Genomic DNA, 13,376 nt, shown 5'->3' on the forward strand with positions numbered 1-13,376 from the left:
GCAGTAGTGGCGAGGTTGGTGCGGGAGGGCAGGGCGGGGGCTGGATGGGAGAGCTTTCGCCCCCGCCTTTGCGGCAGGGGCGAAATCGGCGGCATCAGGCGGTGAGGGTCTTCACGCCTTCGCGGGTGCCCAGCAGCAGCACGTCGGCCGGGCGGGCGGCGAACAGGCCGTTGGTGACCACGCCGACAATCGCGTTGATCTGCGCTTCCAGCTCCACCGGATTGGTGATCTGCATGTTGTGCACATCGAGGATGATGTTGCCGTTGTCGGTGATCACGCCTTCGCGGTAGACCGGGTCGCCACCGAGCTTCACCAGCTCGCGGGCCACGTGGCTGCGGGCCATGGGGATCACTTCCACCGGCAGCGGGAAGGCGCCCAGCACCGGCACCAGCTTGCTGGCGTCGGCGATGCAGATAAAGGTCTTGGCTACCGCCGCGACGATTTTCTCGCGGGTCAGGGCCGCGCCGCCGCCCTTGATCAGGTTCAGGTGTTCGTCGCTTTCGTCGGCGCCGTCGATGTAGAACTCCAGGTCGCTGACGGTGTTCAGTTCGTACACCGGGATGCCGTGGCCCTTGAGGCGCGCTGCGGTGGCTTCGGAGCTGGCGACCGCGCCGTCGAAGGCGGCCTTGTGCTGGGCCAGGGCGTCGATGAAGCAATTGGCGGTGGAGCCGGTGCCGACCCCGACGATGCTCTTGTCATCGAGTTTCGGGAGGATGAGGTCGACGGCAGCCTGGGCCACGGCCTGTTTGAGTTGATCCTGGGTCATGCGGGCTCCGGAAGCGGGCAAGGGGGGAACGGAAAGGCCGGCATTATAGGCCGGTGTCCTGAGCAGGTCATTGCCCGTTTGGCGAACCGCTTTTGGTAGCCGCTGCCGAAGGCTGCGATCGACCGTCAGGTCGTGACAGACGCGAGTGGCCGGAGGACCTGCAGACCTATCGCAGCCTCCGGCAGCGGCTACGGGGCTTTTAAAACCTCTGGATTCGTGTGGTCGCCCGGGTAAACGCTGGGTTAGACTCGCTGGCCCTGCCCAACCCGCTCAGTGATGCTTTCCGATGCTCGAACAGTACGTCAAAAAGATCCTCACCTCGCGCGTTTACGACGTTGCCGTAGAAACCCCGTTGCAGACTGCCCGCCAGCTCTCCGAGCGGCTGGGCAATCAGATCTGGCTCAAGCGCGAAGACTTGCAGCCAGTGTTCTCGTTCAAGATTCGCGGCGCCTACAACAAGCTGACCCAGCTCAGCGATGCCGAGCGCGCCCGGGGCGTGGTCACCGCCTCGGCCGGCAACCATGCCCAGGGCCTGGCCCTGGCGGCCAAGGTGCTGGGGGTGAAGGCGACCATCGTGATGCCCAAGACCACCCCGGAGATCAAGGTCGAAGGCGTGCGCTCGCGCGGCGGCAAAGTGGTGCTGCACGGCGATACTTTCCCGGAAGCCCTGGCCTACTCGCTGAAGCTGGTGGACGAAAAAGGCTACGTCTATATCCACCCGTACGACGATCCGCACACCATTGCCGGGCAGGGCACCGTGGCGATGGAAATCCTGCGCCAGCATCCGGGGCGCCTGGACGCGATCTTCGTGCCGGTCGGCGGTGGCGGCCTGATCGCCGGGATCGCGGCCTACGTCAAATACCTGCGGCCGGAAATCAAGATCATCGGCGTCGAGCCGGACGACTCCAACTGCCTGCAAGCGGCCATGGCCGCCGGCGAACGCGTGGTACTGCCGACCGTGGGCATCTTCGCCGACGGTGTCGCGGTGGCGCAGATCGGCCAGCACACCTTCGACATCTGCAAGGACTACGTGGATGAAGTGATCACCGTCAGCACCGACGAGATCTGCGCGGCGATCAAGGACATCTACGACGACACCCGCTCCATCACCGAGCCGGCTGGCGCCCTGGGCGTGGCCGGGATCAAGAAATACGTCGAGCAGCGTGGCGTCAGCGGGCAGACCCTGGTGGCCATCGACTCCGGCGCCAACGTCAACTTCGACCGCCTGCGCCATGTCGCCGAGCGCGCCGAACTGGGCGAGGGCCGCGAGGCCATCATCGCCGTGACGATCCCGGAGAAGCCGGGCAGCTTCAAGGCCTTCTGCGAAGCCATCGGCAAGCGCCAGATCACCGAATTCAACTACCGCTACAACACCGGCAGCGAAGCGCACATCTTCGTGGGCGTGCAGACTCACCCGGAAAACGATCCACGCAGCGCGCTGATCGCCAGCCTGTCCGAACAGGGCTTCCCGGTGACCGACCTGACCGACAACGAACTGGCCAAGCTGCATATCCGTCATATGGTCGGCGGGCATGCGGCGCGGGTCAGCGATGAAGTGGTGTTCCGCTTCGAGTTCCCGGAACGCCCGGGCGCGCTGTTCAACTTCCTCAACAAGCTCGGCGGGCGCTGGAACATCTCGATGTTCCATTACCGCAACCATGGCGCGGCCGATGGCCGGGTGGTCGCCGGCCTGCAAGTGCCGGCGAGCGAACGCCACCTGGTACCGGCGGCGCTGGCGCAGATCGGTTACCCGTACTGGGACGAGAGTGATAACCCGGCGTATCAGCTGTTCCTCGGCTGAACGGCTACGCTGGTGGGCAAGGCCTCAAGGAGTTAATGACATGGAAACGCTGACCGTCCTCAAAACCGTCCATATCCTGGCCACCGTGTTGCTGCTGGGCAGCGCGCTGGGGCTGGCGATCTGGGTCTGGCGCGCTCGTAGCAAGGGTGACGCAAGCATCTACAGCCGGCTGTTGCGCCGGCCGCTGGTATTCGTCTGGCTGTTGCTGGTGATCTGCCTGGCCAGCCTGCCGTTCAGCGGCTGGTGGCTGGTGCATCTGCTGGGCTGGTCGCTGGGTCAGACCTGGATCCTGGCCTCCAGCCTGATCTACACCGTGGGTGCCCTGAGCTGTTTCTGGCTGCTGGCGCGGCTCAATCGGCTGCGGATCGCTTCGGGTGTGGGGAGTCCGAAGTTCACCCTGGCGCTGGCGGTGTTCAGCTTCGTGTGTTTCTTCGCCATTGCCGGGTTGATGGGCGCCAAGCCGGTTTGACGGCCTGATCGCGAGCTTGCTCCTATAGGGGCGAGCTCGCGCTAGCTTTCTCAGTCGCGCAGGCTGATCACCGGCCAGCCACGCTGCAGGGCCAGGGCCCGCAGGTTCGGGTCCGGGTCCACGGCGATCGGGTTCGCCACCAGATCCAGCAGCGGCAAGTCATTCATCGAATCGCTATAGAAGTAGCTGTCTTCCAGGCTATGGCCGGTTTCCTCGAGCCAGCGCGTCAGGCGGGTGACCTTGCCTTCGCGAAAGCACGGGACGTCGGTGCTGCGACCGGTGTAGCGGCCATCCTGCATCTCGCACTCGGTGGCGATCAGGGTTTCCACACCCAGGCGCTCGGCGATCGGCGCGGTGACGAAGCGGTTGGTGGCGGTGATGATCACCAGCTTGTCGCCGGCGGCCTTGTGCTTGGCCAGCAGTTGCGCGGCCTTGGGCAGCAGCAGCGGCTCGATGCAGTCGCGCATGTAGTCGCGGTGCCATTGGTCGAGCACGTCCATCTCGGTGCGGCCGAGAACCTCCAGACAGAAGTTCAGGTAGGCGGCATTGTCGAGCTTGCCGGCCAGGTAGTCCTGGTAGAACTCGTCGTTGCGGGCCTTGTAGGTGACGGCGTCGAGGAAGCCTCGTTCGCACAGGTAGTCGCCCCAGGCGTGGTCACTGTCGCCGCCCAGAAGGGTGTTGTCCAAGTCGAATAAAGCCAGGCGCATCACGGTTACTCGCTGATAAGTCTGAAAAAAGGCGATCAGAATACGGTCTTTTCACAAGAGTGCACATAAGGTAGGAAGCCTCGTTGCTGCTTTCACAACCTTTGTGGAACAATGCGGCGACATGCGTTTGCGAGGTTGTTGCCGTGATCGACCCCGATGGTTTCCGCCCCAATGTCGGGATCATTCTGACGAATGATGCCGGCCAGGTGCTATGGGCTCGCCGTATCAATCAAGATGCCTGGCAGTTTCCGCAAGGGGGGATCAACCCCGAAGAGACGCCGGAAGACGCTTTGTACCGCGAGTTGAACGAAGAAGTAGGCCTGGAACGCGAAGATGTGCAAATTCTCGCCTGCACCCGGGGCTGGTTGCGCTATCGTTTGCCGCAACGCCTGGTCCGTACCCACAGCCAACCGCTGTGCATCGGCCAGAAACAGAAATGGTTTCTCCTGCGCCTGATCTCCAACGAGCAGCGGGTGCGGATGGATTTGACCGGTAAACCGGAGTTCGATGGCTGGCGCTGGGTCAGTTATTGGTATCCGTTGGGCCAGGTGGTGACATTCAAGCGCGAGGTTTACCGCCGCGCTCTCAAAGAGCTTGCCCCGCGCCTTCTAGCGCGCGACTGACGACGGAGTTCGACCCCGAGCCATGCTCAATACGCTGCGCAAGATCGTCCAGGAAGTTAACTCCGCCAAGGATCTCAAGGCGGCGTTGGGGATTATTGTGTTGCGCGTCAAAGAGGCCATGGGCAGCCAGGTCTGCTCGGTCTATCTGCTGGATCCGGAGACCAACCGTTTTGTCCTGATGGCCACCGAGGGCTTGAACAAGCGCTCGATCGGCAAGGTCAGCATGGCACCCAACGAAGGTCTGGTCGGCCTGGTCGGTACGCGCGAAGAACCGCTGAACCTCGAAAACGCCGCCGATCACCCGCGTTATCGCTACTTCGCCGAGACCGGCGAGGAGCGTTATGCCTCCTTCCTCGGTGCACCGATCATTCACCACCGCCGGGTCGTCGGCGTCCTGGTCATCCAGCAAAAGGAGCGTCGTCAGTTCGACGAGGGCGAAGAAGCCTTCCTGGTGACCATGAGCGCCCAGCTGGCGGGGGTTATCGCCCATGCCGAAGCCACCGGTTCGATCCGTGGCCTGGGCCGCCAGGGCAAGGGCATCCAGGAAGCCAAGTTCGTCGGCGTGCCCGGCTCGCCTGGCGCGGCGGTCGGTACCGCGGTGGTCATGCTGCCGCCGGCCGACCTGGATGTGGTGCCTGACAAGAGCATTACCGACATCGACGCCGAGCTGGCGTTGTTCAAGACCGCCATCGAAGGCGTGCGCGCCGACATGCGCACCCTCTCGGAAAAACTCGCCACCCAGCTGCGTCCCGAAGAACGGGCGCTGTTCGACGTCTACCTGATGATGCTCGACGATGCCTCTCTGGGCAGCGAAGTGACCACCGTGATCAAGACCGGCCAATGGGCCCAGGGCGCGTTGCGCCAGGTGGTCACCGATCACGTCAACCGTTTCGAGCTGATGGACGATGCCTACCTGCGCGAGCGGGCGTCGGACGTCAAGGACCTGGGCCGGCGCCTGCTGGCCTACCTGCAGGAAGAGCGCCAGCAGACCCTGGTCTACCCCGACAACACCATCCTGGTCAGTGAAGAACTGACGCCGGCCATGCTCGGCGAGGTGCCCGAAGGCAAGCTGGTCGGCCTGGTCTCGGTATTGGGTTCGGGCAACTCCCATGTGGCGATCCTGGCCCGGGCCATGGGCATTCCGACGGTGATGGGCCTGGTCGACCTGCCGTACTCGAAAGTCGACGGCATCCAGATGATCGTCGACGGCTACCACGGCGAGGTCTACACCAACCCCAGCGACGTGCTGCGCAAGCAGTTCGCCGATGTGGTCGAGGAAGAACGGCAACTGGCCCAGGGCCTGGATGCTCTGCGCGACCTGCCATGCGTGACCCTGGACGGCCACCGCATGCCGCTGTGGGTCAACACCGGCCTGCTGGCGGACGTGGCGCGGGCGCAGAAGCGTGGCGCCGAAGGCGTGGGCCTGTATCGCACCGAAGTGCCGTTCATGATCAACCAACGCTTCCCGAGCGAAAAGGAGCAGCTGGCGATCTATCGCGAGCAACTCGCGGCCTTCCACCCGCAACCGGTGACGATGCGCAGCCTGGACATTGGCGGCGACAAGTCACTGTCGTATTTCCCGATCAAGGAAGACAACCCCTTCCTCGGCTGGCGCGGCATTCGCGTCACCCTCGACCATCCCGAGATTTTCCTCGTCCAGACCCGCGCCATGCTCAAGGCCAGCGAAGGCCTGAACAACCTGCGCATCCTCCTGCCGATGATTTCCGGCACCCATGAGCTGGAAGAAGCTTTGCACCTGATCCACCGCGCCTGGGGCGAAGTACGCGACGAAGGCACCGACGTGCCGATGCCGCCGATCGGGGTGATGATCGAGATCCCGGCCGCGGTGTACCAGACCAAGGAGCTGGCGCGCCAGGTGGACTTCCTGTCGGTCGGCTCCAACGACCTGACCCAGTACCTGCTGGCCGTGGACCGCAACAACCCGCGGGTGGCGGACCTCTACGACTACCTGCATCCGGCGGTGCTGCAAGCCTTGCAGACTGTGGTGCGCGACGCCCATGCCGAAGGCAAGCCGGTGAGTATCTGCGGCGAGATGGCCGGCGATCCGGCGGCGGCGGTGCTGTTGATGGCGATGGGCTTCGACAGCCTGTCGATGAACGCCACCAACCTGCCGAAAGTGAAGTGGATGCTGCGTCAGATCAATCTCAGCAAGGCCAAGGAATTGCTGGCCGAGCTGATGACCATCGACAACCCGCAAGTTATCCACAGCTCGCTGCAACTGGCGCTGAAAAACCTGGGCCTGGCGCGGATGATCAATCCGGCGTCGGCCAAGACCCTTTAGTTTCCGTTGTTTCCATTGCAAACAAGCCCGCTCCTACAGCTGCTGGAGCGGGCTTGTTCGCGATAGCCTCCGCTAAACCCTCAGCTCCACTTCCCCCAGATGCCCACCATAGGGCCCGAAGCTGCGCTCGACTATGTGCCTCGAACCATCGGCCCGGACGATCAGCGCCGTGCTGGCCCGCGTGCCGTAGCTAGGGCTGGCGATAAACACGCTCGACAGCAGGCTCTCGGTGGCCAGGCCGACCCCGGTATCGGGAAGGTCGGCAAACGGCGCGGTCTGCGCATCGCTGAGCAGGGCGAGCAGAGCCTGGGGCTGCGGGTCGTCCAGTACTTCCTGTAATGCTGCCTTGGCCTTGAGCAGCTTGGGCCAGGGCGTGTCGAGGCCGGCATTCGACAGGCCGTACACGCCACTGCCCAGTTGCTGCGGCTCACGGGCCTGGGCGTTGTAGTGCCAGAGCTGATCGGGGGTGCCCACCAGCAGGTTGAAGCCGGCATATTCCAGCGATCGGCCGACAACGTCGCTGAAATAGTCGTCTATCGATATCTTGCTGCTGAGAAAACGCGCCACCAGTTCGCCTCGGGAGCGGCGCGCGGGGGGCTGATGGGGATTGCGGATATTGGTCAGGGCGGCGAAGCGTCCGTCGGCGCCCAGGCCGAGCCAGGTGCCGCCCGCTTCCAGATCGCGCCCGGCATAGATATCGGGGGCTTCGGGCCATTGCGCCAACGGCAGGCTGGGGCGGGCGTAGAACTCGTCACGGTTGGCCGCGACGATCAAGGGCAGGGCGTGGCCCGGCCGCCAGGCGAATACGATCAAGCACATCAGGTTGTCCCTTTTGTGTTTTTTGCTCACTTTACGCACAGAACGACTGGGTATCCATCGCCATCCAGTGGAGCCAAGGGCCGTGCATCCGTTACCATGCCGCTCTCTTTTCGGGGTGCCTCCATGGAATTTCTGCTCTATCTGCTGCTGGGGGCCTGCGCGGGCATATTGGCCGGTCTGTTTGGCGTAGGTGGCGGCATCATCATCGTTCCCGTGCTGGTGTTCAGCTTCACCCTGCAAGGTTTCGATCCGTCGATCCTGACCCACCTGGCCGTTGGTACGTCGCTGGCGACCATCATTTTTACCTCGGTCAACGCGGTTCGCGAACACCAGCGCAGGGGCGCGGTGCGCTGGCCGATCTTTGCCTGGATGACCCTGGGCATCCTGCTCGGCGCCGGAGTCGGGGCGCTGACGGCCGAAGCGATTTCCGGGCCGAACCTGCAGAAAATCATCGGCGTCTTCGCCCTGGTGGTCGCCCTGCAGATGACCCTGGACCTGCGGCCCAAGGCCAGCCGCGACGTTCCCGGCAAGCTCGGGCTGACCCTGGCCGGCAGTGTGATCGGCTGGGCCTCGGCGATTTTCGGCATCGGCGGCGGCTCGCTGACCGTGCCGTTCCTGACCTGGCGCAGCGTGCCGATGCAGCAGGCGGTGGCCACGTCCTCGGCCTGCGGTTTGCCGATTGCCGTGGCCAGTGCAATAAGTTTCATGATTCTGGGCTGGCATGATCCGTTGTTGCCGGCCCATAGTCTGGGTTTTGTGTATTTACCGGCGCTGCTGGGCATCGCCCTGACCAGCATGGTCTTTGCCCGGTTCGGCGCGCGCCTGGCCCATCGGCTGTCGGCGCGCCTGTTGAAGCGCTTGTTCGCCGGCCTGCTGTTTGTGGTCGGCCTGACGTTCCTGCTCTGACAGGTTCCGCAATCCTGGCTTAATCCGCGCGTGACATGGTCGCGGCGCAATCGAGTTTCACTCTAACGAGGAGTCGCAATGCTGCCTTACCCGCAGATCGACCCGGTGGCCCTGGCCATCGGTCCGCTGAAAATTCACTGGTACGGCCTGATGTACCTGATCGGCATCGGTGGCGCCTGGCTGCTGGCGTCGCGCCGGTTGAACCGCTTCGACCCGACCTGGACCAAGGAGAAGCTCTCCGACATGGTGTTCTGGATGTCGATGGGGGTCATTGTCGGCGGGCGCCTGGGCTATGTGCTGTTCTACGACCTGAGCGCCTACCTGGCCAACCCGACGCTGATCTTCGAGGTCTGGAAAGGCGGCATGTCGTTCCACGGCGGTTTCATCGGGGTGATGCTCGCGGCCTTGTGGTTCGGCAAGAAGAACGGCAAGTCGTTCTTCCAGCTGATGGACTTCGTCGCGCCGATGGTGCCGATCGGCCTGGGCGCAGGGCGCATCGGCAACTTCATCAACGCCGAGCTGTGGGGCAAGCCGACCGACCTGCCGTGGGCGATGATCTTCCCGCCGTTCAGCGACCCGGCCCAGCTGCCGCGCCATCCTTCGCAGCTGTATCAGTTCGCCCTGGAAGGCGTGGCGTTGTTCCTCATCCTCTGGCTGTTCTCGCGCAAACCCCGTCCAACCATGGCGGTTTCCGGGATGTTCGCCCTGTTTTACGGTATTTTCCGTTTTATCGTCGAGTTCGTCCGGGTCCCGGATGCGCAGTTGGGCTATCTGGCGTGGAACTGGCTGACCATGGGCCAGGTGCTGTGCCTGCCGATGATCGTTGGCGGCCTGTTCCTGATCTGGCTGGCCTATCACCGCGCTCCAGCGGCACCGGTGGCGAAAGACGCCGCGCTCTAATTCGGATCGCAGGGCGCGAGCCCTGCCTTCAAGGACACAGGTAATACATGAAGCAATATCTCGATCTGGTCGCCCACGTCATCAAGAACGGCACCAAGCAGGCCAACCGCACGGGCGTGAACACCATCAGCTTCCCCGGCGCGATGCTGCGTTACGACCTGAAAGACGGTTTCCCGGCGATCACCACCCGCAAGATGGCCTTCAAGTCGGCCATCGGCGAGATGTGCGGTTTCCTCCGTGGGGTGAACAACGCCGCCGAATTCCGTGCCCTGGGCTGCAAGGTCTGGGACCAGAACGCCAACGAAAACGCCCAGTGGCTGGCCAACCCCTTCCGCCAGGGCGAGGACGACCTGGGTGAGATCTACGGCGTGCAATGGCGCAAGTGGCCGGCGTACAAGCAGATCCCCCTGAGCAACCCGGCCGCCATCGAGCAGACCCTGAACCAGGGCTACCGGCAGATCGCCGAAGGCGAGGAAAACGGCCAGGCCTATGTGGTGCTGTACAAGGCCATCGACCAGGTGCGCCAGTGTGTGGATACCATCATCAAGGACCCGGGCAGCCGCCGTATCCTGTTCCACGGCTGGAACTGCGCCCAGCTGGATGAAATGGCCCTGCCGCCGTGTCACCTGCTGTACCAGTTCCACCCGAATGTCGAGACCCGGGAAATTTCCCTGACCCTCTACATCCGCTCCAACGACCTGGGCCTGGGCACGCCGTTCAACCTCACCGAAGGCGCCGCGCTGCTGAGCCTGATCGGTCGCCTGACCGGCTACACCCCGCGCTGGTTCACCTATTTCATCGGTGACGCCCACGTCTACGAAAACCACCTGGATATGCTCAACGAGCAGCTCAAGCGCGAGCCGTTCCCGATGCCGAAGCTGGTGATTTCCGAGCGTGTACCGGAGTTCGCCAAGACCGGCGTGTACGAGCCGGAGTGGCTGGAAAAGGTCGAGCCGAGCGACTTCTCGCTGGAAGGCTACGAGCACCACGCGCCGATGACCGCGCCGATGGCGGTCTGAGCGAGATACCCGGCGGCGGCTCCTGTAGCCGCTGCCGCAGGCTGCGATAAGGCCCGCAGGGCCTCTTCTAGCAATCCCGAAGACCACGCCCACACGTGGTCGATACGGCATCTGCCTCTGTGTAGGAGCGAGTCTGGCCCGCGTCGTTTCTAGTGCCCGTGGCTACGGCCCACATGAGAGTCCTCGGCCTCGCTGGGCGCCACCGAGCCGCTGACTTCCAGGCGCTGCAAAATCCCGCACTGATCCAGGTCCGGCCCTTCGCTGCAGCGTTGGCGCAGGTCGAGCAGCTGTGTCTGCAAGGCCAGCAGCCCGTCGATCCGCGCCTTGACGTGGTGGATATGTTCGTCGATCAGCGCGTTCACGTTCTGGCACTGGTCCTGGGGGCTGTCGCGCAGGTTCAGCAGGCTGCGGATTTCCTCGAGGGTCATGTCCAGGCTGCGGCAGTTGCGGATGAAGGTCAGGCGTTCGGTGTGGGCCTGGGTATACAGACGGTAATTGCCCTCGCTGCGGGCCGGTTCCGGCAGCAGGCCTTCGCGCTCGTAGTAACGGATGGTTTCGACCTGACAGTCGGTCAGTTTCGCCAGCTCGCCAATTTTCATCGCGACAATCTCCGAAAGGGTGCTTGACCCTATAGTGGCTACAGGGTGTTCACTTGGCAACAGGCACCTTTTCGGACGCGACCTTATGAGCGATTCCCTGCACACCCACGGCAAGCCCGGCGCTGACTCCCAGCATGCTGGCCACGATCACGATCACGATCACGATCACGATCACGGCCATGGCACCAAACTGCATCCGCTGAAAAAACACGACCATGCTGGCCACGGCGGTTCCTGCTGTTCAGCGCCGTCGCTGGTCCAGTTGAGCGAGCCCCAGGCTGCCAGCCATGGCGATTCCTGCTGTTCGTCGGCCGCCGCGCCATCGCGGGTTGTGCTCAGCGCGGCGTCGAGCGCCAATGCGCGCCTGAGCAGCTTTCGCATCGAGGCCATGGACTGCCCGACCGAGCAGACGCTGATCCAGAACAAGCTGGGCAAGCTGGCGGGTGTGCAGCAACTGGAGTTCAACCTGATCAACCGGGTGCTGGGCGTGACCCACGACCTGCAAGACGTCGCCCCGATCATCGCTGCCATCAAGTCCCTGGGCATGGAAGCCGAGCCCATCGGCCTGGGCGGCGAGTCCGATGCCCCGGCCGCTGTGCCGGTGAAAAAGCACTGGTGGCCGCTGGCGCTGTCCGGCATCGGCGCGCTGGCCGCGGAAGTGATCCACTTCACCAGCGCCGCGCCGACCTGGGTGGTGGCGGTGATCGCCCTGGTATCGATCCTCAGTGGTGGCCTCGGCACTTACAAGAAGGGCTGGATCGCCCTGAAGAACCGCAACCTCAACATCAACGCCTTGATGAGCATCGCCGTGACCGGCGCGGTGCTGATCGGCCAATGGCCGGAAGCGGCGATGGTGATGTTCCTGTTCACCGTGGCCGAGTTGATCGAGGCCCGGTCCCTGGACCGCGCGCGCAATGCCATCAGTGGCCTGATGCAGATGACCCCGGAACGGGTCACGGTGCAGGAGGCAGACGGCAGTTGGGTCGAACGGGAAGCGAAAAGCATCGAGCTGGGCGCGCTGGTACGGGTACGTCCGGGTGAACGCATTGGCCTCGACGGCGAGGTGGTGGCCGGCAGCTCGACCATCGACCAGGCACCGATCACCGGCGAAAGCCTGCCGGTGGAAAAGACCCTGGGCGACAAGGTCTTCGCGGGCACCATCAACCAGGCCGGCTCGCTGGAGTACAAGGTGACCGCGGCGGCCAACAACTCGACCCTGGCGCGGATCATCCATGCCGTGGAACAAGCCCAGGGCGCGCGCGCGCCGACCCAGCGCTTCGTCGACAGCTTCTCGAAAATCTACACCCCCGCGGTGTTTGCCTTCGCCCTGGCCGTGGCGGTGATTCCACCGCTGTTCATGGGTGCCGCCTGGTTCGATTGGATCTACCGCGCCCTGGTGCTGCTGGTGGTGGCGTGCCCCTGCGCGCTGGTGATTTCCACTCCGGTGACCATCGTCAGCGGCCTGGCCGCGGCGGCGCGCAAAGGCATCCTGATCAAGGGCGGGGTTTACCTGGAGGGCGGTTACAAGCTCGACTATCTGGCGCTGGACAAGACCGGCACCATCACCCACGGCAAGCCGGTGCAGACCGATTTCCTGTCCCTCGACCCGCTGGCGGACAGCAGCGCCCCGACCATCGCCGCCAGCCTGGCGTCCCGTTCCGACCACCCGGTGTCCCTGGCCATCGCCAATGCGGCTGTGGATAAGCAGCTGAGCCTGCACCTTGTGGATAACTTCCAAGCCCTGGCCGGCCGCGGTGTGCGTGGCGAAATCAACGGCCAGCTCTACCACCTGGGCAATCACCGCCTGGTGGAGGAACTGGGGCTGTGCTCGCCGGAGCTGGAAGAGAAGCTGTTCGCCCTGGAGAAACAAGGCAAGACCGTGGTGCTGTTGCTCGACAGCGTCGGCCCCCTGGCCCTGTTCGCCGTGGCGGACACGGTCAAGGAGTCCAGCCGCGAAGCGATCCGGCAGTTGCACGAGCTGGGTATCAAGACCCTGATGCTGACCGGCGACAACCCGCACACCGCCGAAGCCATCGCCGCCCAGGTGGGCATCGATCAGGCCCGCGGCGACCTGTTGCCCACCGACAAGCTGCAAGCCATCGAAGACCTGTACGCCCAAGGGCACCGGGTCGGCATGGTCGGTGACGGCATCAACGACGCCCCGGCCCTGGCCCGCGCGGAGATCGGTTTCGCCATGGCCGCGGCAGGCACCGACACCGCCATCGAGACCGCCGATGTCGCCTTGATGGACGACGATCTGCGCAAGATTCCGGCCTTTGTCCGGCTGTCCCGCCAGACCTCGAACATCCTCGTGCAAAATATCGCCCTGGCCCTGGTCATCAAGGCGATCTTTCTTGGGGTAACCTTCTTCGGGTTGGCCACCATGTGGATGGCCGTGTTCGCCGACATGGGCGTCAGCCTGTTGGTGGTCTTCAACGGTTTGCGCCTGTTGCGCAAATAGACGA

The 13,376-nt window shown here is 64.0% G+C and carries 12 protein-coding genes; 8 read left to right on the top strand and 4 right to left on the bottom strand.

The window, feature by feature from the left end; translation table 11 throughout:
* Window positions 1-94: 94 nt before the first annotated feature.
* Window positions 95-766, bottom strand: coding sequence for a ribose-5-phosphate isomerase RpiA (gene rpiA, locus BMY68_RS16600; RefSeq protein ID WP_023967944.1), 672 nt, complete (start codon window positions 764-766; stop codon window positions 95-97).
* Window positions 767-1,052: 286 nt separating this feature from the next.
* Here rpiA and ilvA point away from each other — a divergent pair, with 286 nt between their 5' ends.
* Both ilvA and BMY68_RS16610 read left to right on the top strand, forming a co-directional pair.
* Entirely contained in the window at window positions 1,053-2,567 is a 1,515-nt protein-coding gene (gene ilvA, locus BMY68_RS16605) for a threonine ammonia-lyase, biosynthetic (protein WP_007927333.1), read from the top strand.
* Window positions 2,568-2,607: 40 nt separating this feature from the next.
* Entirely contained in the window at window positions 2,608-3,036 is a 429-nt protein-coding gene (locus tag BMY68_RS16610) for a DUF2269 family protein (RefSeq protein ID WP_009046070.1), read from the top strand.
* A 50-nt stretch (window positions 3,037-3,086) separates the two neighbouring features.
* On the opposite strand, the gene BMY68_RS16615 is transcribed toward BMY68_RS16610, so the two are convergent.
* Window positions 3,087-3,743, bottom strand: a complete 657-nt coding sequence (locus BMY68_RS16615; protein WP_053263020.1) for a histidinol-phosphatase — start codon at window positions 3,741-3,743, stop codon at window positions 3,087-3,089.
* Window positions 3,744-3,886: 143 nt separating this feature from the next.
* Between BMY68_RS16615 and BMY68_RS16620 the strand changes: the two genes are divergently transcribed.
* Window positions 3,887-4,366, top strand: coding sequence for an RNA pyrophosphohydrolase (locus BMY68_RS16620; protein ID WP_007927344.1), 480 nt, complete (start codon window positions 3,887-3,889; stop codon window positions 4,364-4,366).
* Window positions 4,367-4,388: 22 nt separating this feature from the next.
* Window positions 4,389-6,668, top strand: coding sequence for a phosphoenolpyruvate--protein phosphotransferase (gene ptsP, locus BMY68_RS16625; protein ID WP_009046069.1), 2,280 nt, complete (start codon window positions 4,389-4,391; stop codon window positions 6,666-6,668).
* Window positions 6,669-6,740: 72 nt separating this feature from the next.
* Here ptsP and BMY68_RS16630 read toward each other — a convergent pair whose 3' ends face one another.
* Window positions 6,741-7,487, bottom strand: a complete 747-nt coding sequence (locus tag BMY68_RS16630) for an NRDE family protein (protein WP_085533187.1) — start codon at window positions 7,485-7,487, stop codon at window positions 6,741-6,743.
* Window positions 7,488-7,610: 123 nt separating this feature from the next.
* Between BMY68_RS16630 and BMY68_RS16635 the strand changes: the two genes are divergently transcribed.
* From BMY68_RS16635 to BMY68_RS16645, 3 genes are all read left to right on the top strand, one after another.
* Window positions 7,611-8,393 (top strand): sulfite exporter TauE/SafE family protein, encoded by a 783-nt coding sequence (locus BMY68_RS16635; protein ID WP_053263017.1) that lies wholly within the window; start codon window positions 7,611-7,613, stop codon window positions 8,391-8,393.
* 78 nt (window positions 8,394-8,471) lie between these two features.
* Window positions 8,472-9,293, top strand: coding sequence for a prolipoprotein diacylglyceryl transferase (lgt, locus tag BMY68_RS16640; RefSeq protein WP_009046066.1), 822 nt, complete (start codon window positions 8,472-8,474; stop codon window positions 9,291-9,293).
* A 47-nt stretch (window positions 9,294-9,340) separates the two neighbouring features.
* Window positions 9,341-10,312 carry a thymidylate synthase gene (locus BMY68_RS16645; RefSeq protein ID WP_009046065.1) on the top strand — a complete coding sequence of 324 codons (972 nt, stop codon included), beginning with the start codon at window positions 9,341-9,343 and terminating at the stop codon, window positions 10,310-10,312.
* A 149-nt stretch (window positions 10,313-10,461) separates the two neighbouring features.
* Here BMY68_RS16645 and cadR read toward each other — a convergent pair whose 3' ends face one another.
* A complete protein-coding gene (cadR, locus tag BMY68_RS16650) occupies window positions 10,462-10,911 on the bottom strand; it encodes a Cd(II)/Pb(II)-responsive transcriptional regulator (protein WP_007930346.1) in 450 nt (149 codons plus the stop codon).
* An 85-nt stretch (window positions 10,912-10,996) separates the two neighbouring features.
* Here cadR and BMY68_RS16655 point away from each other — a divergent pair, with 85 nt between their 5' ends.
* Window positions 10,997-13,372, top strand: a complete 2,376-nt coding sequence (locus tag BMY68_RS16655; RefSeq protein ID WP_085532953.1) for a heavy metal translocating P-type ATPase — start codon at window positions 10,997-10,999, stop codon at window positions 13,370-13,372.
* Window positions 13,373-13,376: the final 4 nt, after the last annotated feature.

This window comes from Pseudomonas sp. NFACC41-3, assembly GCF_900109505.1.
In the GTDB taxonomy this organism is placed as follows: Bacteria; Pseudomonadota; Gammaproteobacteria; order Pseudomonadales; family Pseudomonadaceae; genus Aquipseudomonas; species Aquipseudomonas chlororaphis.

What these genes read in the sequence shown, in the direction of transcription:
- rpiA (WP_023967944.1), bottom strand. Translation starts at nt 766, where the DNA reads ATGACCCAGGATCAACTCAAACAGGCCGTGGCCCAGGCTGCCGTCGAC.
- ilvA (WP_007927333.1), top strand. Translation starts at nt 1,053, where the DNA reads ATGCTCGAACAGTACGTCAAAAAGATCCTCACCTCGCGCGTTTACGAC.
- BMY68_RS16610 (WP_009046070.1), top strand. Translation starts at nt 2,608, where the DNA reads ATGGAAACGCTGACCGTCCTCAAAACCGTCCATATCCTGGCCACCGTG.
- BMY68_RS16615 (WP_053263020.1), bottom strand. Translation starts at nt 3,743, where the DNA reads ATGCGCCTGGCTTTATTCGACTTGGACAACACCCTTCTGGGCGGCGAC.
- ptsP (WP_009046069.1), top strand. Translation starts at nt 4,389, where the DNA reads ATGCTCAATACGCTGCGCAAGATCGTCCAGGAAGTTAACTCCGCCAAG.
- BMY68_RS16630 (WP_085533187.1), bottom strand. Translation starts at nt 7,487, where the DNA reads ATGTGCTTGATCGTATTCGCCTGGCGGCCGGGCCACGCCCTGCCCTTG.
- BMY68_RS16635 (WP_053263017.1), top strand. Translation starts at nt 7,611, where the DNA reads ATGGAATTTCTGCTCTATCTGCTGCTGGGGGCCTGCGCGGGCATATTG.
- lgt (WP_009046066.1), top strand. Translation starts at nt 8,472, where the DNA reads ATGCTGCCTTACCCGCAGATCGACCCGGTGGCCCTGGCCATCGGTCCG.
- BMY68_RS16645 (WP_009046065.1), top strand. Translation starts at nt 9,341, where the DNA reads ATGAAGCAATATCTCGATCTGGTCGCCCACGTCATCAAGAACGGCACC.
- cadR (WP_007930346.1), bottom strand. Translation starts at nt 10,911, where the DNA reads ATGAAAATTGGCGAGCTGGCGAAACTGACCGACTGTCAGGTCGAAACC.
- BMY68_RS16655 (WP_085532953.1), top strand. Translation starts at nt 10,997, where the DNA reads ATGAGCGATTCCCTGCACACCCACGGCAAGCCCGGCGCTGACTCCCAG.